Raw genomic sequence first — 26,211 nt, 5'->3', positions numbered from 1 at the left:
CTCGTTTATTCCGGGCTCCAGGCCTCATAGTCGGTGCGTTCGACCGGATCTTGGCGACGCAACGAACCCGCAGGTGTATAGGCCAGCGCTGTACCTGTCAGGTTCTCCTGATGTGGTTTTTCCCAGGATTTGTGCGGCAACGGCTTGTCAGTCGGCGGCTCATCCCATGTGCGATGCAGCCATCCATGCCAATCAGGATCAATCCGGCTGGCTTCGGCTTCACCATTGAAAATCACCCAGCGTTTGCTGTCGTCGGCGTTTCGATAGAACACATTGCCCTCGTCGTCCTCGCCGACTTTTACGCCCTTACGCGCGGTGTAAATCTGTGTGTTCAGAGTGGCCCCGTTCCACCAGGTTACGGCCCGCAATAGACTGTTCAAAATACCCATCGGTTGCCTCCGGCATTTCTATCCCCGCAGATATGGACCAAAGGCACGCCAAGGTCCAGTGTCACAAGGACCGCACCTACTATTCCGGCAGGTAAGCAGTTACTTCGATTTCAATTCGGTACTTGGGGTCGATCAACCCACATTCGATCATGGATGTAGCTGGTGGGTTGTCCCCGAAATATTCGCGCAAAATCGGCCAACAGGGTTCAAATTCGGAGCGGTCAGGCAACATGTAAGTCACTCGTACAACATCCGAGAAACCGGCACCAGCCTCAGTCAAAGCTTTGCCGATCGTCTGTAAAGCCGAGCGACACTGCGTTGTCACATCGTCGCCCTGCCCAACCGTTCCGGCGACGTGGACCCAGCCTCCGGCCACGACGGCACGGCAATAACCGATTTTCGCCTCAAATTCTCCGCCTGAAGAAATACGCCTGATTGTCATGTTGCCCTCACATGAAAACGGCGCGGTCCTTGCCGCGCCGTGATTGGTAAACCGTTTTGAGTTTATCCGGCCGAGGCCGATTCCGCCGCATCCGCGTAGATGATCAACGGCTGCTTGTCGGACGACACCGCCTCTTCGTTGACGACAACCTCGGTCACGTTCTTCATGCCCGGCAGTTCGAACATCGTATCCAACAGGATATCTTCGAGGATTGAGCGCAATCCGCGCGCACCGGTTTTCCGTTCGATCGCCTTCTTGGCAATTGCTTTCAGCGCATCGTCAGTAAAGGCCAGCTCGGCGTCTTCCAGCTCGAACAGACGCTGATATTGCTTGACCAGAGCGTTCTTGGGCTTGGTCAGGATAGTAACCAGCGCATCCTCGTCCAGATCTTCCAGCGTCGCCAGAACCGGCAGACGGCCAACGAATTCCGGGATCAGGCCGAATTTCAGCAGATCTTCGGGCTCCAGATCCTTGAAGATCTCCCCCACGCCACGCTCATCATTGTCGCGCACGTCAGCGCCAAAGCCCATTGCAGAGCCTTTGCCACGTTGTGCGATGATCTTGTCGAGACCCGCGAATGCTCCGCCGCAGATGAATAGGATATTCGTGGTATCCACCTGCAGGAATTCCTGCTGCGGATGCTTGCGGCCACCTTGTGGCGGAACGCTGGCGACAGTCCCTTCCATCAGCTTCAGCAGGGCCTGCTGAACGCCCTCGCCGGACACGTCGCGCGTGATCGAGGGGTTTTCTGACTTGCGCGTAATCTTGTCGACCTCGTCGATATAAACGATGCCGCGTTGCGCGCGTTCAACGTTGTATTCGCTGGCCTGCAACAGCTTGAGGATGATGTTCTCGACATCCTCGCCCACGTAACCCGCTTCTGTCAGCGTGGTCGCATCCGCCATGGTGAAGGGCACGTCCAGAATCCGCGCCAGCGTCTGTGCCAGCAGGGTCTTGCCGCAACCGGTCGGGCCAATCAGCAGAATGTTGGATTTCGCCAACTCGATATCGCTGCCCGCTTTCTGAGCATGATTGAGACGCTTGTAGTGGTTGTGAACTGCAACCGACAGTACCCGCTTGGCAGTCGCCTGACCGATCACGTAATCGTCCAGAACCTCGCAGATGTCTTTCGGTGTCGGCACACCGTCCGAGGACTTCAGCCCACTGGCCTTCGTCTCTTCACGGATGATGTCCATACACAGTTCGACGCATTCATCGCAGATAAATACTGTCGGGCCGGCAATCAGCTTGCGCACCTCATGCTGGCTCTTGCCACAGAAGCTACAGTAGAGCGTGTTCTTGCCGTCACCGCCTGAATTCGTCGCCATGTTCTACCTTTCGGGCTCCATCCCAGCGGTCCGTTTCCGACCGCGCTTGCCGTCTGTTGATGCAGCTTAGGCCAGCACCGGAGCGGCTACAATCTCAAAATGCGCCCCGCGCCTTTGACGCGGGGGCTTAAATTCAGGCCTCGTCGCCGTCCATTTTGGCGCGGTTTTCAACGATTTCGTCGATGTGGCCCCAATCTTTCGCCTCTTCCGGGCTCATGAAATTGTCACGATCCAGCGCCTTTTCAACCGCTTTTTTGGTCTGGCCGGTATGACGCACGTAGATGTCATAAAGGCGATCTTTCAGTTTCTGCGTCTCGGCCGCGTGAATCATGATGTCGCTGGCTTGGCCTTGATAGCCACCGCTGGGCTGATGCACCATGATCCGGCTGTTGGGCAACGAGAAACGCATTCCCTTCTCGCCACCGGCCAGCAAAACCGATCCCATCGAGGCCGCCTGACCGATAACCAATGTCGAACATTTCGGCTTGATGTACTGCATTGTGTCGTAAATCGACAAACCGCTGGTCACAACACCGCCAGGTGAGTTGATGTAGATCGAGATCTCTTTGCTGGGATTTTCCGCCTCAAGGTGCAGCAGCTGGGCGACAACCAGATGGCTCATCCCGTCGTGGATCGGACCGTTGATGAAGATGATCCGCTCTTTCAGAAGGCGCGAGAAAATATCGTAGGCGCGTTCGCCCCGGCTGGTCTGTTCGACCACCATCGGGACGAGCGTATTCATATAGGTATCAACTGGATCGAACATTCTGAACCTGCCTGCTTTGCTATGGATCGGGACACTACCCGAAGAAACGTTACCTGAGTCTTAGTGTCGCCACCGAGGGGCTGCAAGGGGGGCCGGATACTTCGGGCTCCACGGCAGCGCTTTGAGACCCAACCCTGCTCAAATCGAGTTAAATGCGGAATTCGTTCCCCATAGGTTTCCCACCTCACATCACGTCATTTTGATTCATGCATATGGAAATACATGTTCAAAATATGTATCGAGGCATCTCGCATCAGCGATCCCGCACTCACACACGCCCCAAATCCGGGCAAAAAAGGAAACAAACGATGGCCCTCCCCCAGCTTTCGCAAGATATGTCTCCAAAGTCTTTCGACAAAATGGTCGAAAACGCGACGCGCGCGTCGAATTTCCTGAAAGCCATCAGCCACGAAGGCCGCTTGATGATCCTGTGCCATCTCGTGTCGGGTGAGAAATCAGTAACCGAGTTGGAAGAACTGCTGTCGGCCCGCCAGGCTGCCGTCTCTCAACAATTGTCACGCCTACGTCTTGAAGGGCTGGTGACTCCGCGCCGCGAGGGCAAAGCGATTTATTACCGTCTGGCAGATGACCGCCCGCGTCGCATGCTTGAACTTGTCTACGACATGTTCTGCAGCGAAGAGAAAGGCTGAGCCTTTAACCGATCACCATCCAATTGGTCAGCTCAAGGATACCCTTCGGCGACCCGTAAGTGTTAAACAGGTTGCAAGGCTCTGGTTGCAATCAAGTAAATCTGCTACGCAACGAAAGCCAATTCAAATGGAGACACTGATGATCCGTGCAATTCTGGTCGGGCTCGCCCTGTTCACCCTCACCGCCTGCGAAACCGCGAAGGGCGCCGGAAAAGATATTGAGAATGCTGGTGACGCAATTCAGAGCGCCGCCACAGACGTTCAAGAGAATCTATAAAATCAACTCGGGCGCGGTAGTTTTACTGACCCAGCGCCCGATACGAGGTTGATGCCTGACAAACCAGCGGGGTTCTTGTGCACACACAAGAACCCCGTTTCATTTCAATTTGGGGGTAGAGTGGTAGCCCGTGTCAAACCTAGTTCCAGCAAAAGGAAAAGGCGTCAGGTGCGTAGACGCGGTCCATGCACGTATCCTTTCGGACACTCCTGACGCCTTGCAGGGTCGACGCGTCAGGGAGACGCCCCGAGCCAGTTGCCCTGACCCCGCAAGGGATCAAAGCTGCCGCGTCGCGCCAAGCGGCGCCACACAGCACGCGCCAGCCTTCTGAGAGGGTGATCCCCTGATCCGGAGCAAGATCCGGTTCAACTAATCATCCACCGGTAAGTCTTTTCGGTGCGTGACACATCCTAGAACCCGTCATCACCGCCTGACCCCCTGGCCTTTGCGCCCCACCCTGGTTCCTAAGAACCGTTGCGGTAACCAAACTGTTGCATTGGAGTCGTCACCCGACAAGAAAATAGCACTGCAGCATAAAAATTAGGCGGGGATAACGTGTTAATATCCTGCGGGAAAGATTTGTGGATAACTCCGGAAACCGTGAAACGACGCTTGTTTGGCGCAGGATAAGTCAAAACTGCCGAAAAGGGTCTGATTTTACTGTATTTCTGCGGGTGCAAAATCAAATGGGCCATCAAAATGCGGGTACAAAAGTGGGTTCAGCCCTCTGCGGATGCATTTTTGCTCGAATCGCGCGCGCCCTTCGACGTTGTGAAGACCACGCGACCCAAAGGGGGGAAAAATCGGAACTTGGGTCGGACGAGCCTGTGTACTACCTGCGACACCGCGCTGAAGGTCCGCGAAGTCCAGAGCCCCACCCCGGGGAACGCCGCTGTCCGGCATGGGTCGCTCCGGACCCTGTCGCGGGCAATGATACGACCGCCCGACCCGTCCCCTCCCATCGGAGACGCTGGTTCCGTTTTTGAGAAGCGCTCCGGCCCGACCGGGATTACCTACTACGCGCTGCGGTAGATTCGCAGCTGGTACCCCCTACAGCCCGACCGGGCCAGAGACGCTTCAGTTCACCTGCCGTTCTAGAACAGTGCTGTAGGTTGTTCCGTTACGCAGGCTACGGAAATCCGCATAGATTTTACCGTCTTGATACTGAGCATCAATCAACGCATTCGCGCCGATGACCAAGGGGGCCGTTTCCACGATGCCAATCGAACCCGAGCCGTCCAGGCTGATCGTTCCGGTGGCTTCGTATTCAGTCCACTCGCTGTCGCCGTCGCGGCGCCACTTGCTGGGCCCCCAAAAGACGTTGTCCTCTTGCATCTGGACATCCAGCATCCACTCGGCCTGATTGAATCTGGGTTCGTCGCCACGGTGGTAATGCGTCGGCGAAACGGTCGTATACGACCCAAACCACGTACCGCGTAGATCCGGCGTATCGGCCAGAGCGGCCGTTCCAAGGGTGAGGGTCGTGGCCAGAGCGGCTGCTCCGGCAGTCATAAATCTGGTCATTGGCTCTCTCCTCCAAAACTCAAGGCCGTCCTTGGCCTGCTGAACAGATTGGGAGAGCGCCCCCCGGTTACAACTTACCTAAGGGAAACTTCATAGAGGATTTAGGCGACCGTTAGATAGCGGGCGGCTCCAAACAAGGGATGGGCCGGAAAACCCAGCTATTTTTCATGTAATTAGGTGAAAATTGCGGTCAGTTCAGCCAACCCAATAAGGCCGAGCAAAACATTGGAGGTCATAATCAACCCCTTCATGTTGCGGGTCTTTATCCCCTTGGCAAAACTGGTCTGCGCAAACTCCTCATCCATGTCATCCCGCAGGTTTTCCACATCCGCCAGCGCGGTTTTGCCTGCCAGAATGCCATAGGCGGCAGTTGCGATGACCAGCACGATAAGCGCCAGAGATATCCCTTCGGGGCCAAACCCGATGATTGCCGCGAGGGCGACATAGGCAAAGATCGTCGTGCGCATGATGTGGTAATAGTGGTCCAAACGACCCATTGAGAGTTCGGAACGTAGTTGAGAATCCATAACTTTCCCCCTTTGAAAAAATTACTTCAATGAACTGAGCATACTGCCCTCACAAAATCTCCGGCAGTTCGGCACAGGGTTGAGGATGCGCAGACGGCAACCGGATCCGCGCACCCCACCCATCAGTCAGGTCGAAATCAGTCGACCGTGATATTGCCGGTAATCGTGTTGACGAATTTTCTGGTATCCGGGTCGGTGAAGGATGAGAACGTCCCCCCGCCCGTCGCGCTGGCCCAATTGCCCGAGCCGCCTGATACGGTCCAGTCACCGGTCAGAGCGCCATCATCGCCACGGCCCGTTGCAATCCATGTCATCACAGCCTTTTCCCCGGAGGCAGTGTCAAACACGCAGTTCCCGGTGCCCGAGATCCCAGCCCCGTTGACCAGAATGGAACCGAAGCACATGCCCGAAGCGCCTTCCAGAGGGTGCCCGGCGGCGACCTCGAAGCTTTCATAATTGGTCTGGGATTTCACAACCGCGTGGCCGTCCGAGATACTGAAGACGTGGTTCTCTTCCGTTCCCATGCCTTTGCCAGCGGCGTCATAGGACTCGGCGCTGGCCAAACCCGCCGACAGGCCGAGGGTCAGGACTGTGGCTGCGGTCGTCGTCAAGAACTTGTGCATAATAACCTCTCATTTCTGAGGGTCAGGCGTTGCAAGCATCTGAATAATAAGGCCGCCTGAACGCGGTCCCCCGGGCGGAGGATAACACATTAAGTTCTTTGCGTCTAAAGCAGGGCTTCAGCACGCGTATCTCAATCGACCGTTGGGGGCGCTCAGCTTTCGAGCTTGCGGGCCACCAGAAACGAGACCGGGAACGCCGCGACGAAGCCAGCAACCGCAGCGATCAGCAGAGTTGTCCACGATGCGTGCCCCATGACCAGAACCGCAATCACAGCGGACCCGGCAAGGGTGGAACCAAGGAAGATGTGAATGATCAGCGTCAGGGGCGACATGGGAGCCTCGTTTTTACCAGTCTGTTTTCGGGGACCGTAGAACTGAGGCTGGGAGTGGTCCTTGATCTGGGTCAGACTGCGCGGTGATCCGGGGCAAATTGAGACAGCTGAGCAAAAGAACAGCGGGCAACGCCGACCCGAGGGGCCGCGCAATCGCACAGCCCGTTTGCCAAACCGGATCGGCGATAAGAAGTCAGTTCAGGCCAAGCAGTTCTTTGGCCTGGGCCAGAGTTGCAACCGACGCGTCATGATCACCTGCATCGTGCAGCGCGGCACCTTCGTCGCGCCATGTTTCGACCTGTGCGATCTGTTCGTCAGACAGGTCAGGACCCGCAGCCAAAGCGGCATCAATGGCGGCAATGTCGGTGGGGCATTGCCCGGCAAAGGCAGGCGCGGCGAGCAAGCAGAAAGCAGTGGCCAGAGACAGATGTTTCATTGATTCATCCTCCCGTGTTTTGGGGTGTGATGAGAATACCATGAAACGGGTCAGGCCCGGAGGGCATCAGCATCCGATGCATCGGATTGGCGAGGGATGGCTGACGGCGGGACAGTTTCGCTTGCGAACGTGTAGAGCCTCGAAAGCAAACGCGCCGTCCGATTTGCCGGGGGCGGGTCGCACGGCCTCTCGGTATCGCCGGGCGAGTGGGTTGGTTGAGAAAAGGGGTACCTCGCTTTAGCTTGCCACCTACCCAACACCATGATTAATCAAGAGTATTCCCTAGATAATGCAAAGAGGTAGATTGGGCTAAATGAAAGAAAACCGAGTAGATACAGAGCGGTTTGGAGAAATTAGGGCTCCAGTTTGCTTCGAGGAATTAGTGTCCAGCATTTGTGAATTGGATAACGACGCTTACTATTCTTCTAGGTTTTGGAGAGGACAGGCCAAGGCAGAATGGCCAATTGAAACCACATCATTTAGGCGCGCCAAAAACTCCATACGACCCACGAGAGAAACCCTAAATGACCTAGCAATCAAAAGCGATGAAAGTATGCTCAAACGAGCTAGACACAGCGGGTTTGGCTTTTCAAATGGTCGCGAGTTGAACGATTGGGAACTCATTACGAAACTCCGCCACTACGGTGCCTCCACTTGTTTGCTAGACGTAAGTAAGAACCCATTGGTCGGTTTATGGTTTGCGTGTTCTAGCGAACAAGAGAGCCCCGGTATCTTATTTGGCTTGCTCTGCAATGAAATCCACGGAATAGAGAAAGAACACTTTAGAGCAGATTATACAGCCGAGCTATTCAACGCAAAAAACCACAACTTCCCAATGCTTTACGATCCATCGACAGTTTCTCCCCGTGTCGCAGCGCAATCATCATGTTTTTTGTTTGGGTCAGCCAGCGATAACCCGATGGGTTCAATGGTGTATGATGGAACTCGCGATGGCCAATGTTTCTATTACATCTCGCCGGAATTGAAGGTCGAGTGCCTCAAGAAACTTGATCAAGTTTTTTGCATCAACAGGCTATCACTATTTCCCGATATCGAGGGGTTTTCCCAAGCCAACGCTTGCGAATACGACATGTCGTCTGATTATCGGTGGTAAACGAGGCAATTCCGTTGAATCGCTTTTGTATTACCTTTGGTCCGACATTTCCGGCTGCAAATAAAGATGGACAGCCTTAGCTGTCCATCTTCAACGCCGAAATAAACGCCTCCTGCGGGATATCCACCTTCCCGAACTGGCGCATCTTTTTCTTACCGGCCTTCTGCTTCTCCAGCAGTTTCCGCTTCCGCGTGGCGTCACCGCCGTAACATTTCGCGGTCACGTCCTTGCGCAGGGCCGAGAGGGTCTCGCGCGCGATGACCTTGCCGCCGATGGCGGCCTGGATCGGGATTTTGAACATGTGGCGCGGGATCAAGTCCTTGAGTTTTTCGCACATCGCCCGGCCCCGCATCTCGGCCCGGTCGCGGTGAACCATGGTCGACAACGCATCGACCGGCTCGTCATTCACAAGCACCGACATCTTGACCAGATTATCCTCGCGATACCCGGTCATCTGATAGTCGAACGACGCATAACCCTTGGTCACCGATTTCAGGCGGTCGTAGAAGTCGAAGACGACCTCGTTCAGCGGCAGGTCATAGACGACCATGGCGCGGCTGCCCGCATAGGTCAGGTCCATCTGGATGCCACGGCGGTCCTGACAGAGTTTCAGCACGTCGCCGAGGTATTCATCGGGCACCAGAATGGTCGCCTTGATGCGCGGTTCCTCAAGGTGGTCGACCTTGGACGGGTCAGGCATGTCGGCGGGGTTGTGCAGCTCGATCATCTCGCCGTCTTTCATGTAGACGTGATAGATCACCGACGGCGCGGTGGTGATGAGCTCGATATCGTATTCGCGTTCGATGCGGTCGCGGATGACCTCAAGGTGCAGCAGGCCCAGGAAGCCGCAGCGGAAGCCAAAGCCCAGCGCGGCAGAGGTTTCCATTTCGTAAGAGAACGAGGCGTCGTTCAGCGCCAGCTTCTCGATCGCATCGCGCAGGTCTTCAAATTCGGCTGAGTCCACGGGGAAGAGGCCACAGAACACCACCGGCTGCGCGGGTTTGAATCCGTCCAGCGCGTCCTCAGTCCCGTTGCGGTCATTGGTGATCGTATCACCGACGCGGGTGTCACGAACCTGTTTGATCGAGGCTGTGAGGAAACCGATCTCACCGGGGCCGAGGCTGTCGACCATCTCCATCTCGGGGCGGAAGACGCCGACACGGTCGACATGGTGCAGGGTGCCGTTCGACATGAACTTGACCCGCATCCCCTTTTTCAGCGTGCCGTCCATGATACGGACCAGAACGATGACGCCCAGATAGGCGTCGTACCACGAATCCACCAGCATCGCCTTGAGCGGCGCATCCACAGTGCCCTGCGGAGCGGGCAGTTGCTGAACGATAGCCTCAAGCGTCTCATGGATGCCCTGCCCCGTCTTGGCGCTGACCTGAATGGCGTCGGTCGCGTCGATACCGATCACATCCTCGATCTGTTCGGCCACGCGGTCACAGTCGGACGCTGGAAGGTCGATCTTGTTCAGCACCGGCACGATCTCATGATCGGCGTCGATGGCCTGGTAAACATTCGCCAAGGTCTGCGCCTCAACCCCCTGGGTCGAGTCGACGACCAGCAGAGAGCCCTCAACCGCACGCATGGAGCGCGAGACCTCATAGGCAAAGTCCACGTGGCCGGGAGTGTCGATCAGGTTCAACACATATTGCTCGCCGTTATCGGCGGTATAGTCGATGCGGACCGTGTTGGCCTTGATGGTGATGCCACGTTCCCGCTCGATATCCATGCTGTCGAGCAGCTGTTCCTTCATGTCGCGATCCTTGACCGTTCCGGTCTCTTGAATGAGCCGGTCAGCAAGGGTGGATTTGCCATGGTCGATATGCGCGACGATGGAGAAATTGCGGATATGAGCGAGGTCTGTCATGGGTTGGGATATGCGTCGGAATTGCGCTGTGGTCAAGGTGGCACGACGTGCTGTGAAACCCTTTGTTTGCGAGGCCTACGCCCAATCAGACCAGCCCGTTTTTGACCAGATCCTCATTCATCCAATGCGTCTCACTTTGTACGTGGCCCTCGCGCACATATTTCGCGAGGTGAGTTGGCATTTTCTCTCCCTTGAATGCCGCAGTTGTGCGAACGACGAAACCTTCTTGCGTGTCGAGGTTCAGGCCCGCGATTACATCTGCCATGACTTGAGTGGAGAACCGCCCGCGATACACCAGCCGCATACAATCACTTTTTTGAACCGAATGATTGATCCACACCCCCGTTTGTTTCATACTCCACTGCAAGCAGAGAGGGGCGTTAGATCTCTCCGGGCAGGCAAAAACGAGGCATGAGCATGAAACAGTTCCTCCTTATCGCATTTTGTGCGGCATCGCTGACGGCGGTTGCTCCGGCTGCGGACGCGGCGCAGATCAAACGGGCGTGTCTGGCATCCGACCGGACAGCTGCAACACGTGACCGGTGCAGCTGCATCCAACGTGTGGCCAATCAGGCGTTGACTCGTAGCGATCAGAAGAAGGTCGCCAAGTGGTTTACCGATCCGCATCAGGCGCAGGAGTTGAAGATGTCTCAGACAGCGCGCGATGATGCGTTGTGGGACCGGTACCGGAACTTTGGCCAGATGGCACAGGCGATCTGCAGCTGATACAGCCTCAATCCTTGACCTGATCCGCACTGCACCTCAGAAAAGGTGCAGCGAAAGGTATATCTGATGGTAATGAAAGGGCTGACCCTGCGCGGGCTCGAAGTATTCGAGGCTTTGGCGCGGACGGGATCGGTGGCACAGGCAGCCGAGATCACCGGGCTCAGCCAGCCTTCGGTGTCGCAGCAATTGCGCAATCTGGAAATCGCCGTTGGGACCGAGCTGGTGGATCACGGGCGGCGCCCGATGCGGCTGACGCAGGCTGGGCTCAGTTTTCTGGCGCGGACCGAAGCGGTTTTAGCCGAGCTGCAGATGGCCCAAAGCGAACTGACCGTAATGGATTTGGGGCACCTGACCACACTTTCCATCGGGCTGATTGATGATTTTGACAATGACCTGACCCCGCGGCTGGCCACCCTGCTGGCTGACAGCCTGACCCGCTCAAAATTCAAACTGATCACCTTGCCCAGTCTGGACCTGTTCGCCGAGCTTGAAGCCCAGCGCCTGCATCTGGTGGTCTCAGCTCATTCCGGGGAAGTGCTGGAAGGTGTTGTCGAATACCCCTTGGTACAGGACCCATTCATCCTGGTGACCCCCAAAGGGGCGGACAATGCGATGCAAGAGCTGCCCTTTCTGCGCTATACCCGTGAACAGTTGATCAGCCGCCAGATTGAAGCGCATCTGGCTAAACAACAACCGAGTTACGAGGAGCGGTTCGAGATCGGCTCACATCTGGCGCTGATGGCGATGGTCGCGCGTGGACTGGGCTGGGCGATCACCACACCACTGGGTTACATGAGAGCGGCACGCTTCCACGACGCGCTACAGGCGCACCCCGCGCCATTCGGAGAATTCTCGCGTACTATATCCTTGTTCACCCGCACCGACTGGTCCGATCAAGTCCCGCAAGAGGTTGCGGGAATGATGCGCAGACTGATGCGCAACCAGATCGTCGATCCAGCGCTGGCCCAACTGCCATGGTTGACCGACAAACTAAAAGTGATGGTCTAGGCCTGCAAATGCCTTTCTAAACCCTCAACCGCCGCTTCGATCAAATCAAGCGCGCCGTCAAAATCACGCGTGTAGTAAGGATCGGGCACGTGATCCGCACCAGTATGGGGTGCGAAATCGGTCAAAAGATGCACCGGGGTTTCACTACCCGATGGCCGTAGGGCTTCAATATTCACGATATTCTCGGCATCCATACCGATAATCAGATCGAACCGATCAAAATCATCCGCCACAAATTGCCGTGCGCGGAGGTCGCTCAGGTCGAAATCTCGGGCCCGGGCCGCCGCTTGCATCGGTCCATAAGGTGGATCTCCGATATGCCAGCCCGAAGTCCCGGCGCTGTCGGTCGTGTGATGGGGGGTACGAGCGCGGAAAACGCCTTCGGCAGCGGGAGACCGGCAGATATTGCCCAGACAGACAAAGAGGATACGGTAAGTCATGAACCGAGGTGTAACGCGTGAGGCCGCTATGGGAAAGATCGTCATTTTGACTGGGGCCGGGATTTCCGCCGAAAGCGGCTTGGGAACCTTCCGCGACGAAGGCGGGCTGTGGGCACAACACCGGGTCGAGGATGTCGCCACGCCTGAAGGCTTCTCTCGCAACCCTGCTCTGGTTCACGACTTTTACAACGCCCGCCGGGTTCAGGCCGCCAAGGCTAAACCCAACGCCGCGCATGAGGCACTGGCCCGCCTGCAAAAAAATTACCCAGGCGAAGTAGTGATCGTGACCCAGAACGTCGACAGCCTGCACGAGGCCGGCGGCGCCTCAAACGTGATCCATATGCATGGCACGTTGGCCGGGGCGCTTTGCGCCGCCTGTGATCACCGCTGGCCTGCCCCGCCCCAGATGGCTGTGGGCGAAACATGCCCTGCCTGCGCTGCGCCCACGGCGCGCCCGGATGTGGTCTGGTTTGGGGAAATGCCTTATCAGATGGACGTCATTTATGACCACCTGGCCGAGGCGACCTTGTTTGCCGCTATAGGTACGTCGGGTCAGGTCTATCCCGCAGCCGCCTTCGTGTACGAAGCCATGCAATCGGGCGCACATACGGTTGAGCTGAACCTTGAGCCATCCACCGGCGCCGCCAGTTTTGACGAGGTCATACTCGGCCCTGCGACAGAAACCGTTCCGCGGTGGATCGAGGGGCTGCTGAACCGGAGATGACGGCAGACATCATTGGAATTATTTGTTTATACTGAAGACCTAACAGGTCCGGAGAACACAATGGCAAACCCTCAGCACCCTCGCGAGGAAATCCTTGAAGACGGCAGCCTGGACGGTCGTGACGCGCTTGGCGACCAGCTCGCGGGGCTTTGGTGGACGTTCCTGCTGCGCGGAGTGCTGGCGGGAGCTCTGGGAATAGCTGCCCTGTTCTGGCCAACCGGCAGCATATCCTTACTTTTGCGCCTCGTCGGCCTTCTGTTGATTGTTGACGGCGGGCTAACTCTTCTGGGCTTCGGTCGGCGTGGCCTGATCGGCGGCGTCGGCGTCGGCGCGCTATTGATCGGACTGATACTGTTAATTTGGCCTGAGGGTGTGGCGCGGCTGACCTTCTTCCTGCTTGGGGCTTGGGCATTGATCATAGGTATTGGGTCGCTGATGGCGTGGCGACAAATGTCGGATCTGCACCCCGATGCGCCATCGGTTCGCAACTCGGGAATCGTTGCGTTGGTAATCGGACTGGTGCTGATCTTCTGGCCTGGCAGTGGTATGGTGGCGCTCGGCTGGGCGATCGCCTTCGGAGCCCTCGCCTTTTCCGCGGTGATGTTCTGGCTGACCGCGCGCTTCAAACGTGCCCATGACCGTATCGCGATGCGCGTGGTCAATCGCTGATACAGATTCGAAAACGAAAACAGGTCGGGCAAAGCCCGACCTGACGCTTGGATGACGGCCGCAGCGCGGCCCGAAGACAGGTGCAGCCTTAGTGTGAATGCGACCCGTGGCCACCTTCGTCCTTGCGTTCCAGATCCACGGGAACTTCAACCTCAACCTCACCGGCTTTTTCGAAGATCAGCGTCACTGGAACTGTCTCACCCTGTTCAAATGGCGCAGTTAGGCCCATGAACATCACATGATCGCCACCGCGTTTCAGCATATGCGCCTCGCCTGCGGGAATGACGAAACCATCTTCGACATGAACCATCTTGGCCACGCCGTTGTCGTCGACCAAATGGGTATGCAGTTCAACCCGCGCGGCCGCATCAGATTCCACTCCGATCAGCCGATCATCCGCGTCGCCAGTGTTCTGAATCATCATGAAGGCTGCTCCGGCCTTGGCTGTCTTACCCGACGACCGGGCATAAGCGTCGTCAACAGTGATCGTATCCTGTGCCATAGCAGAAGTAGCCAACGTTACAGCAGCCAGAGTGGTGAACAGTTTAGATTTGAGGGACATTGCGCCTCTCCTTGCTTAGATGTCTGAAAAAATGAAAGAGATCAAATCGACACCGGAGGCGCGCGTGCTGGTCTGTTCGGGACCGGCGCAGCAATGAGACTATTTGTCTTTCGCAGCGGCGCGGGTTGAACACTGGTCGGCGCAACAGGCACCGCAGGAGCCGCAAGTGTTATCGCCCCCAATAGGGTCAGCGCGTATTCGGGACAGAAATGCGGAGGCTGTGTCGGTTGGCCTTCGGCGTCCATGTAGACAACGACCGGACCCGTACCAGTGCACAGAACCATCTGCCTCACTGCGCTGTCTATTCCGCGCGATGCGGCCACGCCCTGCCCAGTCAAAATAACGAGCAGTGACAACGCCAAAGGCAGAAATTTATTCAAAACCGGCTTCATCCTGCGCCCGGTATAGGCCGGACGCGAAACGGGCTTCAAGCGCTATCGGGTGCGCCAGAAGCCCGCAGCCTTGGTTGTATCGTCAGCCGTCCAATCCGGGACGTTTGACAGACCCTTTGGTCAGGCTCGTATGCAACCGATTCACCTGTCGTTGCATCCGAACACATGTCCCAAACGTCTTGCCAAAAAAGGCAGCCAACAGGGAGAAGAAATCAGACAACTTTAAAGACATGGGGTTGAACTCCGCCAGATGAATATGACTAAACATAAATCAGTATGAGCGCAGCGTATGTGAACAACATCACCGTGGTTGCAAATTTAATTCCACTTCAGGAGCAAATCGCGCAATAAAAAAACCCTGCACCTTGCGGTACAGGGTTGAATTCTTGGCAAGAAAAAGGATTTAGGCCGAAGCTTGTGCCTTGGCGATTTCCTTTTTCACTTTCAGCGCGTTTGCCGACAGCTCTTCGTCCTTGGCTTTGGCAAGGAACGCGTCCAGACCACCGCGGTGGTCGACCGAGCGCAGCGCGGCTGCCGAGATGCGCAGCTTGACGCCGCGGCCCAGAGTTTCGGACTGCAGGGTGACGTCATTCAGGTTGGGCAGAAAACGACGACGAGTTCTGTTTTTGGCATGGCTGACATTGTTGCCAGTCATCGGGCCTTTTCCGGTCAGTTCGCAACGGCGCGACATGGTTTCTTCCTTTGTTTCTGGAGGCCGGGCATAGCACCGTCGGCCAAATCACAAGGGGCGCAACCCGAAGTCGCGCCCGAAAACTGGTTGGATGCGTGTAGTGGGAATCGCAGGTAGGGTCAAGACGGATCGCGCGAATTCTTTGCGGTAACAATACCGACCGTGTGAACTAGCGTCTGCAGCAAAGGCTTGTTGTTCTTTAGATGCCGCTGCAAAAGGTGCCTCTGCTGCCGTCCCTGTGGGATATAACGCGCAGGCCGTGGTGTCAGCAGTTTTTCAATCAGCTCTGGAAAAATCTCAAAAATCTCGCGGACAGCATCCGCCCCAAGGGATTTCAGGGCCTCGTCTCCGATGAACAGGCTCTCGGTTGGCGCGTTTTCAGCAAAGATCACTTGGTGGCCATCAAACAGCAGATGAAAATACTCTACCTCCTTCACACTTTCATCAACAAAAAACCCGGGCAGGACCGTCAATTTGATTGCAGGAACCAGTACTTGGGGAGTGCCAAACATCCGCTCGGCTATCTTGGATTGAACCAACATCCGGTGCTGGCGCGAGACCAGTAAATCTCTCCTCGGCATCCCGTTACCCAATACTCCGGCCAGAATGCGCACTGGAAGCAACCGAGGGTTATCCAACAAATCCACACGGTCGAAACGACGCCGACCAATCCAGCGGATGCGTTGGGCTCCATGTCCCATTGTGGGGATCATATCCCCAACCTCCAGCGTTTGAATCGGGCGTTCTCCGCGATCAGAGAGAATTCGGGTATCGCGAGTAAAGCACGGAACCCCTGAACCATTCTCAAAGGCCGAATACGTTACCTCAGTGCCCGAGGGCAGCGTGAAGGTGCCGCTGGACACGGAATAGCCGACTCCATCTTGAACGGTAAACGTGCCAAAGACGCTGTCAGACACGACGGTTCCAACGGGTAGGTTCAAGGTATCGGTGCCACTACCACCTCGAATGTCGCCGCTGACCGAGGTGCTGCTGAAATTCAGGGTATCGTTTCCAGCCCCCAAACGGATATTGCCCACAGTCGAGCCACTGATATCGACCGTATCCGCATCCGCGCCACCTGCTATGCGCCCCTCAACGGTGCTGTTCGTGACGGTAATGGTGTCGCTGCCGGCATTGCCTACGACATTTTCGGCAATGGTACTGTTGATGATATCAATGTCATCATCGCCACCCCGAGCCCGAACATTATCAATAGGGGAACCCTGCGGATCCCCGTTCAGCGTCCCGCTATCACCAGTGACGTCTATATCGTCGTCGTTGTTTGTCCCAGTTATTCGGGGCATTCGTGCGGATCCAAAGCGTCAGGGGTCTTAGAATATCATTTTTCTGTACCCGCGTCAGCAACCAGGACAACTTTAAGAAGATTCTTGCTGCCAGGACAGAGCAAGCCCATTCAACGAGCCATCAGAGAGGACAGCATTACCTCAGCAGCCGCCGAAGGGTTCAGCCCGCCTGCGCGCACTTGAGCGCCCAGTTGTTCCATTTCAGCCCGCGCCTGTGCAGTTGAAAGTTTCGCAAGAAGGGCTGCCCGGACCTCCTGTTCAAACCAATACTGCGCCTGTTCCGCTCGGTTCGCATCCCAGTGACCGCTATCCCTTCGGCTTTGCGAAAGGGACTGCATCTCTGACCATGCGTCCTCCAACCCGTGCTCTTCAACCGCCGAGACGGTCATCGCCTTCGGAAACCCCTCGGGGTCTTGAGGTCGTTTGCGCAACAGACGCAGAGCACCGGCGTAATCGGCGCATGTGCGGGTGGCGGTGGATTTCAGATCTCCGTCAGCCTTGTTGATCAGAATTATGTCGGCCATTTCCATGATGCCGCGTTTGACGCCCTGCAATTCATCTCCACCCGCTGGGGCCAGCAGCAACAGGAACAGGTCGGACATCTCGGAAACCACGGTTTCCGACTGGCCCACACCTACTGTTTCTATCAGCACCACATCGAACGCTGCGGCTTCGCACAGGGCAATTGCCTCGCGCGTACGTCGGGCGACACCGCCCAGATGTGATTGGCTTGGCGACGGGCGGATGAACGCATTCTTCTCACGGCTCAGACGTTCCATCCTGGTTTTGTCCCCCAGAATTGATCCGCCCGAACGGGCCGAGCTGGGATCAACGGCAAGAACCGCCACGCGCAGCCCCTGCTCGATCAACATCATGCCAAAGCTCTCGATGAAGGTGGACTTGCCTACTCCGGGTGTGCCGGACAGGCCGATGCGCAAGGATTGGCGCCCAGCCTTGGCCAGATGCGCCAAAAGCTCGGTCGCCTGCACCCGGTGATCCTCACGCCCACTTTCGACCAGAGTGATCGCACGGGCCAACGCGCGGCGCTCACCATTCAAAATCCTGTCGCTCAGCTCAGCAATTGTCATGCGCGGCCCCTTACCCGATTTTCGCCTAGATGACGGAGCAATGCAGGGTTTGTCCAGTGCCTTGCGTCGCCGAGTGTGATGCTACGTGCCAGAACTGGACGTTACCCGACGCTTGGCGGATAAAGCCCGCATGATACGCCTGCCGATAGATGAAGCCATCCCTGACCTGCTTGCGGCCTTGAAGGCCAAGGGCCGCGCCGTGCTGCAGGCACCGCCAGGCGCTGGTAAAACAACGCGAGTGCCTCTGGCGATGCTTGAGGCGGGCTTGTGCGACGGCAAAATTGTGATGCTGGAACCGCGACGACTGGCCGCGCGCGCCGCTGCCGAACGGATGGCCGAGACGTTGGGCCAACGCGCAGGTGAGACGGTCGGTTATCGGGTACGCGGCGACGCAAAGGTCTCGAAAGCAACCCGGATCGAAGTGGTGACCGAAGGCATACTGACCCGGATGCTACAAACCGACCCCGATCTGCCGGGTGTCGGCGCGGTGATCTTCGACGAATTCCACGAACGGTCCTTGAATGCTGACCTTGGGCTGGCGTTGTGCCTGGAAGTTACCGGTGCGCTGCGGGACAACCTGATCTTGCTCGCAATGTCAGCCACACTGGATGCGGAACCAGTGGGTCAACTGATGGAAGCGCCGCTGGTCACGTCCGAAGGGCGCAGCTACCCGGTAGAAACCCGGTGGTTGGAACGGCCCTTGGGTGCGCAGGTACGGCGATCGGACGCTCTGGTCGATCTGGTGGTGCAAGCGGAACGAGATACTCGCGTCGTCGGCGGTGGCTTACTGGTGTTCCTGCCAGGCGAGGGCGAAATCCGACGGGCCGAGGCGGCCTTGGCCGGGCGATTGCCCGGTGACTGCGTGGTACGCCCCCTGTTCGGCGCAATGCCCTTTGCCGCCCAGCGCGCAGCGATTGCGCCCGTTGAGGCAGGTCGCAAAGTGGTCTTGGCGACCTCGATCGCCGAAACCTCGCTGACCATCCCCGATATTCGCGTGGTGGTCGATATGGGGCAAGCACGGCGGGCGCGGTTCGATCCGGGCTCGGGCATGTCACGGCTGGTCACCGAACGTGTGACGCGGGCCGAGGCCACTCAGCGCGCTGGTCGTGCTGGACGTGTGGCCGAAGGGGTGTGCTACCGGCTGTGGTCCAAGGGAGAAGAAGGCGCGCTGGCTGCCTACCCACCAGCCGAGATCGAAGCCGCCGACCTGACCGGGCTGGCGCTGGAACTGGCACTTTGGGGCGCGGAACCAGGCGACCTCGCCTTTCTGACACTGCCCCCCGAAGGCACGATGGCTGAAGCGAAAGCCCTGCTGACGATGCTGGGCGCTCTGGATACCAAAGGGCGGATCACCGATCATGGACGGGCGTTGTCGGCACTGCCCCTGCACCCTCGACTGGGGCATATGCTAGAACACACCGGGCCGGCTGCCGCTCCTTTGGCCGCGCTATTGGCCGAGCGCGATCCGCTGAAAGGTGCGCCGGTAGACATGTTGCTACGTCTGGAAGCCTTGCGCGACGTCCGCGCGTTTCAGCGCAATCGGGTCTGGCAGGTGAATACAGCCGCCGTGGACCGGATCAAGGCAGAGACCAAACGACTCCGGACCAAAGGCTCCTCCAGCGACCTGAGTCCAGCCGCAATGGCAGCTTTGGCCTATCCCGACCGGATCGGGCAACGCCGCAAAGGCGATGTGCCACGCCATGTTCTGTCTGGCGGAAAAGGGGTGGTGTTAGAAAATGACGACACGCTGGCCGCGGCACCCTATCTTGTGGTCACGGATACGGACGGAAACCCGCGTGAGGCGCGCGTGCGCATGGCAGCGCAAATCACGGAACGGGAAATCCGCGATCTGTTTGCAGGTCAGATAAACTGGGTCGAGAGTTGCGAATGGTCCAAACGCGAACGTCGGGTCGTGGCACGAAAGCAGGAACGGCTCGGTGCGATCACTCTGAGCGACCGCATCTGGAAAGACGTGCCGGACGACGAAGTAGCACAGGCCATGCTGGACGGTGTGCGTGACTTGGGATTACGGCTGGAAGGGGCCGCTGCACGACTGGCCGCCCGCGTCGAGTTGGTCCGAGCCGAGGGCGCAAACCTACCCGATTTCACCCTTCAGGGGTTGACCGACACGATTGAAGACTGGCTGCTGCCGATGCTTTCAGGTGTACGCAATGCCGACGACTGGAAACGGTTCGATCCGCTGCCCGCTTTACGTGCCCGGCTGGATTGGAACCAGACACAAGAGTTGGACCGGCGCGCGCCAGGCGCATTCGAAACCCCACTTGGGCGTAAAGTGCCAATAGACTATGGCGGCGCAGTGCCGGAAATTTCGGTACGACTGCAAGAACTTTTTGGCGTCACGCAGCATCCTGTAGTGGGAGGCGAAGCGCTGAAAATCACTCTGCTTTCCCCAGCACAACGCCCAATCCAGATCACCCGTGACCTGCCCGGCTTTTGGGCGGGGTCCTATGCCGATGTTCGCAAGGACATGCGCACGCAGTATCCCAAACACCCCTGGCCCGAGGACCCGACACAGGCCGATCCGACCCTGCGCGCCAAACGGCGGAGGTAAATTCGTTCTTCGCAAAAAAGCTGCATCTATTTTGAGCAATTATTGAAACACCCATGTTTCATTGTTATATCACGGCAGTTTTGGACAAGAAATGTAGAGCGACGCACAACTATGTCGGCATGGCTGCGAAAAATCTGGGAAGAGGTCGCACGACCTATTTTCCTGCGCCCTCACAGGGTGCAGTTCGCCGCCCTGTGCACACGTGACACTCCGAACGGGCCAGAAGTTTTGCTGATCACTAGCCGGGACACAGGGCGATGGGTCATCCCCAAAGGCTGGCCAATTGATGGCAAAGATGGGGCGGAGACTGCTCTGCAGGAAGCCTGGGAAGAGGCTGGCGTGCGTGCGTCAAAGCCAACCAAGGAACCGATCGGACATTTCACCTATGACAAGATCATGAAAGACGGTTCAGCTCAGCCGGTGCTGACGAGCGTCTATCGGGTTGAAGTTCGGGACCTGGCCGACGATTTCCCGGAGTCCGATCAGCGTAGGCGGGATTGGGTGTCCCCTTCTACAGCCGCTGAGCGTGTATTCGAGCCGGAATTGCGCGATTTGCTGCTACAAATGTAACAATTTCGCAAAAAATTGATGACAATGCGGTTGTCCATTGGGCTGAAACCGTCTAGCGGCCTGCGTCAGTTCCATAGGCCTCAAAGAACACAATGTCGAATTTGACCACGAAAACCCGCTGGCAGGCGCTGGACAGCGACCTGCAACGCATCTCGCGTGTCGAGAACGCCAATGCCTACGTCGCGCGCCCGATGCTGGCGCCCGGTATCGCCCTAGCATTTATTGCGTTGGCTGGTTTGTCTTCTGCAGTCTTCTTCGGGCAAGCAGATGGTGGATTGATCGTCGTCGCTGCGGCAGTTTTCGGGGCGTATATGGCGATCAATATCGGCGCCAATGACGTCGCGAACAACATGGGTCCAGCCGTGGGCGCCAACGCTCTGACCATGGGCGGTGCTATCGTGATTGCCGCGATCGCCGAAAGCGCGGGGGCCTTGCTGGCCGGTGGTGACGTGGTGTCGACGATTTCCAAAGGGATCATCGACCCTGCATCGGTTCAGAACAGCAACGTATTCATCTGGGCGATGATGGCGGCGCTGATCTCATCAGCGATGTGGGTCAACCTTGCAACTTGGGTGGGCGCTCCGGTGTCGACCACGCATTCCGTTGTTGGCGGTGTGATGGGTGCAGGCATCGCTGCGGCGGGCCTAAGCGCCGTCAGCTGGGGCACCATGAGCGCGATTGCCGCAAGTTGGGTGATCTCACCGGTGCTGGGCGGTGTCATTGCGGCCGGATTTCTGGCTCTGATAAAAGCAAAGATTCAGTATCAGGACGACAAGATCGCAGCAGCCCGGCGCTGGGTTCCGATCCTCGTTGCTTTTATGGCGGCGGCTTTTGCAACCTACCTGTCCGTTAAAGGTTTAAAGCGGATCGTGAAGATCGACCTTGAGATAGCACTGCTGATTGGGGTGGCCTCTGGCTTGCTGGTCTGGTCGATTACGGTGCCTTGGGTAAGGCGCAAGTCGGAGGGGATGGAAAACCGCACGAAATCCCTGAAAACGTTGTTCGGCCTGCCGCTTGTTATCTCGGCCACGTTCCTCAGCTTCGCGCATGGTGCCAATGATGTGGCCAACGCGGTGGGGCCGCTGGCCGCAATCGTACACGCGGCGGAGTTCGGAGATTTTGCTGCGAAAGTATCGATCCCAAGCTGGGTCATGGTGATCGGCGCTTTCGGAATTTCGTTCGGTCTGTTCCTGTTCGGCCCGAAACTAATCCGTATGGTGGGCAGTCAGATCACCAAGCTGAACCCGATGCGCGCGTTTTGCGTGGCCTTGTCAGCGGCCATCACGGTCATCGTCGCCAGTTGGCTGGGCTTGCCGGTCAGTTCGACCCATATTGCGGTCGGAGCCGTGTTTGGAGTTGGGTTCTACCGCGAGTGGCATTCTGATCGCCGCTGGAAGCAATCGAACCAACAGCGCCCATTTGAACAGCGGCTGGCCCGCGAAGAGCATCAGCGCCGCAAATTGGTGCGCCGCTCGCATTTCATGACCATTGTGGCGGCCTGGGTTATCACCGTTCCCGCTGCTGCGGCCATGTCGGCGGCAATTTTCGTGTTCCTGACAGCCTTCGTCTAAAAAGGGGCTAAGGTTTAATCTGCTCAGGTGACATTCCACCTTTCGGTGCCTGCGCAATTAAAGCTCGCACCTGCGAGCAGATTGGCGTTGGCACGCCTGTCTGCGCGCCAAGTCGGGTAATCTCTCCTTGAAGGCTGTCGATTTCCGTCGGGCGCCCAGCCATCAGATCATAGGCCATCGAGGTTCGTGCGCTGGGGTCGATGGTCAGCATTCGCGCGGCAATCTGAGTAAAGATCAGCGTTGGAAGTCGCAGGATATGCGGTGTCATCCACGCAGGCAGCGGTGTGGTTGAGGCGACCGGATGGCCTGCAGACTTGAGAACCGCCAGCGCCTCGGTCATCTGATCAGCCATCAGACAGCGCCACGTGCGATCCAGCAGTTGCTCTTTCAGTGTCAGACCTGACAACGCGTTCAGCGCGTTATTGAGATTGATTACCAGCTTGCCCCATTGGACCGCTTCGATATCGTCGCTTTCGATGACCGAAAAATCGGGGCTTCCGAGCTTTTTACCCAATGCGCCGGGACCACTTTCAACCACAATTTCACCCGACGTGGCGCGGTGAAAGCTGGCCGGTTCGGTTGGAACAACGTTGAATGGAACCATCCCGGCCCGCACGTCGTGGTTTGCCAGAACTGCACGCAGGATGCGCGCGTTTTCCATGCCGTTCTGCCAGGACACAACCGGTGTAGAGGTCGGTGTGAAATGCGCAATCTCAGCAGCAACTTGGGTCGTCGCCCCGGCCTTGACGGTTACGACGACAAGTTCAGCATTGCTCAGGCAGCGGGCATCCTCGGTCAAGGTCAATTCCGTAGCCGCGACATGGCGGCGACGCCCGGAAAAATCCGTGACAGTCAGCCCTTTATCGCGGATCGGGTCCAGAATACGAGCGCGACCCAACAAGGTTACATCATGCCCCGCGCCCGTTAACAAAGCCCCGCAATAACACCCGATACTACCTGCGCCTGCGATCACGACCTTCATGGTGCCCCTCCCCGACGCAGAGCATTGCCGGGATCGGACAGGTGAGCAAGGGCGCCTGACGCGTGGTCAGCGCGCTAGTCTTGGCTTGGTGCGCTCCAACTCATCCGAGATCGGAATGAACTCCTGATCATCCCCTGGCGGCAGGTGGAAAGCACCATTTGCCCAATCGGCGGTCTTCCATTCGCGTGTGGCAGTCTCAATCTTCTCTTTCGAGGAAGACACGAAGTTCCACCAGATATAGCGATCTTCGTTCAGGGTCGCGCCACCCAGCAGCATCAACCGCGCCCCCTGTGGCCCGGCCTTGACCGACAGGTGGTCACCGGGGCGGAACACCATCATCCGGCCTTCTTCAAACGTATCCCCCGCAATCTCGACCGAACCCTGCGTGACATAGACACCCCTGTCCTCATGATCGTCCGGCAAGGGAAACGCGGCACCAGGATCCAGTTGCACGTCCAGATAAAAGGTCTCAGACAACATCGTGACAGGGCTAGTCTGACCAAAGGCCGACCCAAGGATGAGGCGAGCACTGACGCCCGCGTCCTGAATATGTGGCAGCGCGCCTTGTTTGTGGTGTTCGAAATCGGGGGCCATATCCTCATGCGCTTCGGGCAACGCGATCCATGTCTGGATACCAAACAGGCTGTGTTTTTTGCCACGTGTCTCGTCGCTGGTGCGTTCGGAATGAGTAACCCCACGACCGGCGACCATCCAGTTGACCTCACCGGGGTAAATCATCTGATGAGTGCCAAGGCTGTCGCGGTGTTCAAACTCGCCCTGATACAGGTAAGTGACCGTGCCCAGACCGATATGCGGATGCGGGCGCACATCGATGCCGCCATCGGTGATGAACTCGGCCGGCCCCATCTGATCAAAGAAGATGAACGGCCCGACCAGTTGACGTTTGACAGAGGGCAGCGCGCGCCGCACCTCGAACCCGCCCAGATCGCGTGCGCGAGGAATGATCAAGGTGTCCAGAGCGGCATTTTCGGTCTGGCATTCGGGGCTGTGGGTCGGATTCCAACTCATCGCTACGCTCCTGCGATCACAAGGTTAAGTTCACTGATGCAGGATATAGGGCGTATTTCACCTTTGGTATGAGCAATTTCGCACAGACAGAGTGCGGATCGTCGTCAAGGTCTCTACCAACACTTTTTCTTATCACGGCCAGAGTTGGGGGAAGAATGGCCCGTCAATCCGGTCTCCTTCGCGGTATCCGGCCGCCTCGAACTGCGCGCGTTCATCTTTTGCCCAATCGCCGCGATAGCGGATAATGCCGTCCGGGGCCGTCATCCGCAGCGTGAACCGGCGCACGGTTTCCGATGGCGTGACCGAGGACAAGCCCCCATGCAACGTACGCATGTCGAAATAGATGCAGTCCCCAAGCTCCATATCCCATTGCAACAACTCATAGGCGTCGGGGTCGGCGTTGACATCGGGGGGCGGGTGATAGGTCAGCCCGGCAACCTCGGTCGGTTCATAACTGGGATGCCCGTCGGCAAACCGGACCCGCATGAACAGCTTGTCCCACAGATGCGAACCTTTGACGAAGGCAATTCCGTTTTCCTTGGTTACAGGCTCCAGCGGCAGCCAGAGCACACACATCGTTCCCTCGAAGTCGAAATAGGACAGGTCCTGATGAAACGGCGGGCGCGAGGTCGATCCTGCCTCACGCAGAAACCAGTTATCCATGACAAGGTTGATCGACGGCGCGTCCAGAAGCTGCGCTGCCAGCGGCGCACAGGGGGAGTTGTGGACGAACTCCCTGAACTGAGGAATCTTGTTCCAGGCCCAAAAGTCCTCAAAATAGGCAGGTGCTCGCAAATCCTTGGTATGGCGAGTGAAATTGGTAGTCGGCTTCGCGAGATCGGCGTCAATCCCCGCCCGCAGCAAGTCAAGCCAATGGTCCGAGAACCTTGACCTCAACACTACAGCGCCGTCACACTGGAACTCTGCGATTTCATCTTGAGTAACGCCAAGGGTCGATGTCATGTCACTGACCTTTCGCTCGATTGCATCCTACGGTCAAGGATTGCAGCCGACAGCCTTATGGTCAAAGGAATTCACATTTCGCAATGGCCCCTCGGAATGAACAGCAATCGTGCTATTCTTAGTGAGCAGTTGAAATCTCACGAGGTTTGCATGACTGGTTCATCGTTCACCCGCCGTTCCCTTATCGCTGGCGGAGGCGCAGTTCTCGCCTCCGGCCTGCTGCTGCCCGCGCGTGCTGCCGGGCTGGCCCCGACCCCGTCCATGCGGGGTGGATCCAACAATTACCGCCCCGGCGCGCCTATCGTTGACCGGATCGGTGGGGGTGGCTTCTGGATGACCGGCACGGTCAGGCGCGCGGGCGACGGTGCCCCCCTGCCCGGTCAGCGCATTCAGATCTGGGCGCATACGACCGAAGGGCACGAGCGTGACCCGCAAAGTCACGGCGCGACCCTGACGGACGCCAACGGCGAATTTCGGCTTGAGATGCCCCAGATCGTGCCCGCATTTGGGCAGCCCCATGGCCATCTTGCCTATGACAGCGGGGACTTCGAGACGGTGTTCCTGCGTCCGATCATGGCGAGTTCCAAGGACAAGACTCTGGCCGCACACTTCGTTTTACAACCTGTCTGAGCTTCG

Annotated in this window: 31 protein-coding genes; 11 read left to right on the top strand and 20 right to left on the bottom strand. The window is 57.6% G+C overall.

Going from position 1 to position 26,211, the window contains the following annotated elements; translation table 11 throughout:
- Positions 1-5 precede the first annotated feature (5 nt).
- The 4 genes from ABLN94_RS11760 to ABLN94_RS11745 all read right to left on the bottom strand — a co-directional run bounded on the left by ABLN94_RS11760 (position 6) and on the right by ABLN94_RS11745 (position 2,925).
- On the bottom strand, positions 6-389 hold the full coding sequence (locus ABLN94_RS11760) for an NADH:ubiquinone oxidoreductase subunit NDUFA12 (protein ID WP_170493499.1): 384 nt from the start codon (positions 387-389) through the stop codon (positions 6-8).
- Positions 390-468: 79 nt separating this feature from the next.
- A complete protein-coding gene (locus tag ABLN94_RS11755) occupies positions 469-831 on the bottom strand; it encodes a RidA family protein (protein WP_352992562.1) in 363 nt (120 codons plus the stop codon).
- A gap of 62 nt (positions 832-893) precedes the next feature.
- Positions 894-2,159 (bottom strand): ATP-dependent Clp protease ATP-binding subunit ClpX, encoded by a 1,266-nt coding sequence (clpX, locus tag ABLN94_RS11750; protein ID WP_170332602.1) that lies wholly within the window; start codon positions 2,157-2,159, stop codon positions 894-896.
- A 133-nt stretch (positions 2,160-2,292) separates the two neighbouring features.
- A complete protein-coding gene (locus ABLN94_RS11745) occupies positions 2,293-2,925 on the bottom strand; it encodes an ATP-dependent Clp protease proteolytic subunit (RefSeq protein WP_058282412.1) in 633 nt (210 codons plus the stop codon).
- Positions 2,926-3,233: 308 nt separating this feature from the next.
- On the opposite strand from ABLN94_RS11745, the gene ABLN94_RS11740 reads away from it, so the two are divergent.
- Complete coding sequence (locus ABLN94_RS11740; RefSeq protein WP_170493491.1) at positions 3,234-3,575, top strand: ArsR/SmtB family transcription factor; 342 nt, start codon at positions 3,234-3,236, stop codon at positions 3,573-3,575.
- A gap of 139 nt (positions 3,576-3,714) precedes the next feature.
- Entirely contained in the window at positions 3,715-3,852 is a 138-nt protein-coding gene (locus ABLN94_RS11735; protein WP_170493488.1) for an entericidin A/B family lipoprotein, read from the top strand.
- A gap of 1,077 nt (positions 3,853-4,929) precedes the next feature.
- On the opposite strand, the gene ABLN94_RS11730 is transcribed toward ABLN94_RS11735, so the two are convergent.
- From ABLN94_RS11730 to ABLN94_RS11710, 5 genes are all read right to left on the bottom strand, one after another.
- Entirely contained in the window at positions 4,930-5,376 is a 447-nt protein-coding gene (locus tag ABLN94_RS11730) for a hypothetical protein (RefSeq protein ID WP_170493485.1), read from the bottom strand.
- Positions 5,377-5,549: 173 nt separating this feature from the next.
- Complete coding sequence (locus ABLN94_RS11725) at positions 5,550-5,903, bottom strand: hypothetical protein (protein ID WP_352992559.1); 354 nt, start codon at positions 5,901-5,903, stop codon at positions 5,550-5,552.
- Between the two features lie 137 nt (positions 5,904-6,040).
- Entirely contained in the window at positions 6,041-6,526 is a 486-nt protein-coding gene (locus tag ABLN94_RS11720; RefSeq protein ID WP_352992558.1) for a hypothetical protein, read from the bottom strand.
- A 152-nt stretch (positions 6,527-6,678) separates the two neighbouring features.
- Complete coding sequence (locus ABLN94_RS11715; protein ID WP_352992557.1) at positions 6,679-6,858, bottom strand: CTP synthetase; 180 nt, start codon at positions 6,856-6,858, stop codon at positions 6,679-6,681.
- Between the two features lie 193 nt (positions 6,859-7,051).
- Positions 7,052-7,294, bottom strand: coding sequence for a hypothetical protein (locus ABLN94_RS11710; protein WP_352992556.1), 243 nt, complete (start codon positions 7,292-7,294; stop codon positions 7,052-7,054).
- A 313-nt stretch (positions 7,295-7,607) separates the two neighbouring features.
- Here ABLN94_RS11710 and ABLN94_RS11705 point away from each other — a divergent pair, with 313 nt between their 5' ends.
- The gene (locus ABLN94_RS11705; protein ID WP_352992554.1) at positions 7,608-8,408 is read left to right on the top strand and encodes an FRG domain-containing protein; all 801 of its coding nucleotides are present in this window, start codon (positions 7,608-7,610) and stop codon (positions 8,406-8,408) included.
- Between the two features lie 76 nt (positions 8,409-8,484).
- On the opposite strand, the gene lepA is transcribed toward ABLN94_RS11705, so the two are convergent.
- Positions 8,485-10,284 carry a translation elongation factor 4 gene (gene lepA / locus ABLN94_RS11700; RefSeq protein WP_352992552.1) on the bottom strand — a complete coding sequence of 600 codons (1,800 nt, stop codon included), beginning with the start codon at positions 10,282-10,284 and terminating at the stop codon, positions 8,485-8,487.
- An 85-nt stretch (positions 10,285-10,369) separates the two neighbouring features.
- A complete protein-coding gene (locus ABLN94_RS11695; RefSeq protein WP_352992550.1) occupies positions 10,370-10,588 on the bottom strand; it encodes a hypothetical protein in 219 nt (72 codons plus the stop codon).
- A 113-nt stretch (positions 10,589-10,701) separates the two neighbouring features.
- On the opposite strand from ABLN94_RS11695, the gene ABLN94_RS11690 reads away from it, so the two are divergent.
- Complete coding sequence (locus ABLN94_RS11690; protein ID WP_352992549.1) at positions 10,702-11,010, top strand: hypothetical protein; 309 nt, start codon at positions 10,702-10,704, stop codon at positions 11,008-11,010.
- Between the two features lie 66 nt (positions 11,011-11,076).
- Positions 11,077-12,018 (top strand): LysR family transcriptional regulator, encoded by a 942-nt coding sequence (locus ABLN94_RS11685; RefSeq protein WP_352992548.1) that lies wholly within the window; start codon positions 11,077-11,079, stop codon positions 12,016-12,018.
- On the opposite strand, the gene ABLN94_RS11680 is transcribed toward ABLN94_RS11685, so the two are convergent.
- The gene (locus ABLN94_RS11680) at positions 12,015-12,458 is read right to left on the bottom strand and encodes a low molecular weight protein-tyrosine-phosphatase (protein ID WP_352992630.1); all 444 of its coding nucleotides are present in this window, start codon (positions 12,456-12,458) and stop codon (positions 12,015-12,017) included. The genes ABLN94_RS11685 and ABLN94_RS11680 overlap by 4 nt on opposite strands.
- A 28-nt stretch (positions 12,459-12,486) precedes the next feature.
- On the opposite strand from ABLN94_RS11680, the gene ABLN94_RS11675 reads away from it, so the two are divergent.
- Together ABLN94_RS11675 and ABLN94_RS11670 are read left to right on the top strand one after the other, a co-directional pair.
- Positions 12,487-13,182, top strand: coding sequence for an NAD-dependent deacylase (locus tag ABLN94_RS11675; RefSeq protein WP_352992546.1), 696 nt, complete (start codon positions 12,487-12,489; stop codon positions 13,180-13,182).
- 60 nt (positions 13,183-13,242) lie between these two features.
- Positions 13,243-13,851, top strand: coding sequence for an HdeD family acid-resistance protein (locus ABLN94_RS11670; protein WP_352992544.1), 609 nt, complete (start codon positions 13,243-13,245; stop codon positions 13,849-13,851).
- An 88-nt stretch (positions 13,852-13,939) separates the two neighbouring features.
- Here the strand turns inward: ABLN94_RS11670 and ABLN94_RS11665 are convergent, their stop codons facing one another.
- The 5 genes from ABLN94_RS11665 to meaB all read right to left on the bottom strand — a co-directional run bounded on the left by ABLN94_RS11665 (position 13,940) and on the right by meaB (position 17,888).
- A complete protein-coding gene (locus ABLN94_RS11665) occupies positions 13,940-14,413 on the bottom strand; it encodes a copper chaperone PCu(A)C (RefSeq protein WP_352992542.1) in 474 nt (157 codons plus the stop codon).
- A 41-nt stretch (positions 14,414-14,454) separates the two neighbouring features.
- Positions 14,455-14,793, bottom strand: coding sequence for a hypothetical protein (locus ABLN94_RS11660; protein ID WP_352992540.1), 339 nt, complete (start codon positions 14,791-14,793; stop codon positions 14,455-14,457).
- A gap of 415 nt (positions 14,794-15,208) precedes the next feature.
- Positions 15,209-15,496, bottom strand: a complete 288-nt coding sequence (rpmB, locus tag ABLN94_RS11655; RefSeq protein ID WP_039532366.1) for a 50S ribosomal protein L28 — start codon at positions 15,494-15,496, stop codon at positions 15,209-15,211.
- Positions 15,497-15,615: 119 nt separating this feature from the next.
- Entirely contained in the window at positions 15,616-16,800 is a 1,185-nt protein-coding gene (locus ABLN94_RS11650; RefSeq protein ID WP_352992538.1) for a Hint domain-containing protein, read from the bottom strand.
- A 110-nt stretch (positions 16,801-16,910) separates the two neighbouring features.
- Positions 16,911-17,888, bottom strand: coding sequence for a methylmalonyl Co-A mutase-associated GTPase MeaB (gene meaB, locus ABLN94_RS11645; protein ID WP_352992537.1), 978 nt, complete (start codon positions 17,886-17,888; stop codon positions 16,911-16,913).
- A gap of 130 nt (positions 17,889-18,018) precedes the next feature.
- On the opposite strand from meaB, the gene hrpB reads away from it, so the two are divergent.
- The 3 genes from hrpB (at position 18,019) to ABLN94_RS11630 (ending at position 22,601) form a co-directional block, all read left to right on the top strand.
- Positions 18,019-20,460 (top strand): ATP-dependent helicase HrpB, encoded by a 2,442-nt coding sequence (gene hrpB, locus ABLN94_RS11640; protein WP_352992629.1) that lies wholly within the window; start codon positions 18,019-18,021, stop codon positions 20,458-20,460.
- A 111-nt stretch (positions 20,461-20,571) separates the two neighbouring features.
- Entirely contained in the window at positions 20,572-21,030 is a 459-nt protein-coding gene (locus ABLN94_RS11635) for an NUDIX hydrolase (RefSeq protein WP_352992535.1), read from the top strand.
- 92 nt (positions 21,031-21,122) lie between these two features.
- Positions 21,123-22,601, top strand: coding sequence for an inorganic phosphate transporter (locus ABLN94_RS11630; RefSeq protein ID WP_352992533.1), 1,479 nt, complete (start codon positions 21,123-21,125; stop codon positions 22,599-22,601).
- Positions 22,602-22,608: 7 nt separating this feature from the next.
- Here the strand turns inward: ABLN94_RS11630 and ABLN94_RS11625 are convergent, their stop codons facing one another.
- The 3 genes from ABLN94_RS11625 to ABLN94_RS11615 all read right to left on the bottom strand — a co-directional run bounded on the left by ABLN94_RS11625 (position 22,609) and on the right by ABLN94_RS11615 (position 25,575).
- Complete coding sequence (locus ABLN94_RS11625) at positions 22,609-23,583, bottom strand: 2-dehydropantoate 2-reductase (protein ID WP_352992531.1); 975 nt, start codon at positions 23,581-23,583, stop codon at positions 22,609-22,611.
- 66 nt (positions 23,584-23,649) lie between these two features.
- Positions 23,650-24,612: a pirin family protein gene (locus tag ABLN94_RS11620; RefSeq protein WP_352992529.1), complete on the bottom strand. Its 963-nt coding sequence runs from the start codon at positions 24,610-24,612 to the stop codon at positions 23,650-23,652.
- Between the two features lie 132 nt (positions 24,613-24,744).
- Entirely contained in the window at positions 24,745-25,575 is an 831-nt protein-coding gene (locus tag ABLN94_RS11615) for a phytanoyl-CoA dioxygenase family protein (RefSeq protein WP_352992528.1), read from the bottom strand.
- A 150-nt stretch (positions 25,576-25,725) separates the two neighbouring features.
- On the opposite strand from ABLN94_RS11615, the gene ABLN94_RS11610 reads away from it, so the two are divergent.
- The gene (locus ABLN94_RS11610; protein WP_352992526.1) at positions 25,726-26,205 is read left to right on the top strand and encodes a twin-arginine translocation pathway signal; all 480 of its coding nucleotides are present in this window, start codon (positions 25,726-25,728) and stop codon (positions 26,203-26,205) included.
- Positions 26,206-26,211 lie beyond the last annotated feature (6 nt).

The organism is Ruegeria sp. SCP11, assembly GCF_040329455.1.
Lineage (GTDB): Bacteria > Pseudomonadota > Alphaproteobacteria > Rhodobacterales > Rhodobacteraceae > Ruegeria > Ruegeria atlantica_E.
The sequence above is the reverse complement of the archived record's forward strand: the minus strand, read 5'-3'. Positions and strand labels throughout refer to the sequence as shown.

Coding starts and splice junctions, on each gene's coding strand:
- ABLN94_RS11615 (WP_352992528.1), bottom strand. CDS start 25,575: ATGACATCGACCCTTGGCGTTACTCAAGATGAAATCGCAGAGTTCCAG.
- clpX (WP_170332602.1), bottom strand. CDS start 2,159: ATGGCGACGAATTCAGGCGGTGACGGCAAGAACACGCTCTACTGTAGC.
- ABLN94_RS11720 (WP_352992558.1), bottom strand. CDS start 6,526: ATGCACAAGTTCTTGACGACGACCGCAGCCACAGTCCTGACCCTCGGC.
- ABLN94_RS11710 (WP_352992556.1), bottom strand. CDS start 7,294: ATGAAACATCTGTCTCTGGCCACTGCTTTCTGCTTGCTCGCCGCGCCT.
- ABLN94_RS11745 (WP_058282412.1), bottom strand. CDS start 2,925: ATGTTCGATCCAGTTGATACCTATATGAATACGCTCGTCCCGATGGTG.
- ABLN94_RS11635 (WP_352992535.1), top strand. CDS start 20,572: ATGTCGGCATGGCTGCGAAAAATCTGGGAAGAGGTCGCACGACCTATT.
- ABLN94_RS11630 (WP_352992533.1), top strand. CDS start 21,123: ATGTCGAATTTGACCACGAAAACCCGCTGGCAGGCGCTGGACAGCGAC.
- rpmB (WP_039532366.1), bottom strand. CDS start 15,496: ATGTCGCGCCGTTGCGAACTGACCGGAAAAGGCCCGATGACTGGCAAC.
- ABLN94_RS11665 (WP_352992542.1), bottom strand. CDS start 14,413: ATGTCCCTCAAATCTAAACTGTTCACCACTCTGGCTGCTGTAACGTTG.
- ABLN94_RS11675 (WP_352992546.1), top strand. CDS start 12,487: ATGGGAAAGATCGTCATTTTGACTGGGGCCGGGATTTCCGCCGAAAGC.
- ABLN94_RS11730 (WP_170493485.1), bottom strand. CDS start 5,376: ATGACCAGATTTATGACTGCCGGAGCAGCCGCTCTGGCCACGACCCTC.
- ABLN94_RS11690 (WP_352992549.1), top strand. CDS start 10,702: ATGAAACAGTTCCTCCTTATCGCATTTTGTGCGGCATCGCTGACGGCG.
- ABLN94_RS11735 (WP_170493488.1), top strand. CDS start 3,715: ATGATCCGTGCAATTCTGGTCGGGCTCGCCCTGTTCACCCTCACCGCC.
- ABLN94_RS11755 (WP_352992562.1), bottom strand. CDS start 831: ATGACAATCAGGCGTATTTCTTCAGGCGGAGAATTTGAGGCGAAAATC.
- hrpB (WP_352992629.1), top strand. CDS start 18,019: ATGATACGCCTGCCGATAGATGAAGCCATCCCTGACCTGCTTGCGGCC.
- ABLN94_RS11695 (WP_352992550.1), bottom strand. CDS start 10,588: ATGCGGCTGGTGTATCGCGGGCGGTTCTCCACTCAAGTCATGGCAGAT.
- meaB (WP_352992537.1), bottom strand. CDS start 17,888: ATGACAATTGCTGAGCTGAGCGACAGGATTTTGAATGGTGAGCGCCGC.
- ABLN94_RS11715 (WP_352992557.1), bottom strand. CDS start 6,858: ATGTCGCCCCTGACGCTGATCATTCACATCTTCCTTGGTTCCACCCTT.
- ABLN94_RS11610 (WP_352992526.1), top strand. CDS start 25,726: ATGACTGGTTCATCGTTCACCCGCCGTTCCCTTATCGCTGGCGGAGGC.
- ABLN94_RS11685 (WP_352992548.1), top strand. CDS start 11,077: ATGGTAATGAAAGGGCTGACCCTGCGCGGGCTCGAAGTATTCGAGGCT.
- ABLN94_RS11625 (WP_352992531.1), bottom strand. CDS start 23,583: ATGAAGGTCGTGATCGCAGGCGCAGGTAGTATCGGGTGTTATTGCGGG.
- ABLN94_RS11670 (WP_352992544.1), top strand. CDS start 13,243: ATGGCAAACCCTCAGCACCCTCGCGAGGAAATCCTTGAAGACGGCAGC.
- ABLN94_RS11705 (WP_352992554.1), top strand. CDS start 7,608: ATGAAAGAAAACCGAGTAGATACAGAGCGGTTTGGAGAAATTAGGGCT.
- ABLN94_RS11620 (WP_352992529.1), bottom strand. CDS start 24,612: ATGAGTTGGAATCCGACCCACAGCCCCGAATGCCAGACCGAAAATGCC.
- ABLN94_RS11760 (WP_170493499.1), bottom strand. CDS start 389: ATGGGTATTTTGAACAGTCTATTGCGGGCCGTAACCTGGTGGAACGGG.
- ABLN94_RS11650 (WP_352992538.1), bottom strand. CDS start 16,800: ATGCCCCGAATAACTGGGACAAACAACGACGACGATATAGACGTCACT.
- ABLN94_RS11725 (WP_352992559.1), bottom strand. CDS start 5,903: ATGGATTCTCAACTACGTTCCGAACTCTCAATGGGTCGTTTGGACCAC.
- ABLN94_RS11740 (WP_170493491.1), top strand. CDS start 3,234: ATGGCCCTCCCCCAGCTTTCGCAAGATATGTCTCCAAAGTCTTTCGAC.
- ABLN94_RS11680 (WP_352992630.1), bottom strand. CDS start 12,458: ATGACTTACCGTATCCTCTTTGTCTGTCTGGGCAATATCTGCCGGTCT.
- lepA (WP_352992552.1), bottom strand. CDS start 10,284: ATGACAGACCTCGCTCATATCCGCAATTTCTCCATCGTCGCGCATATC.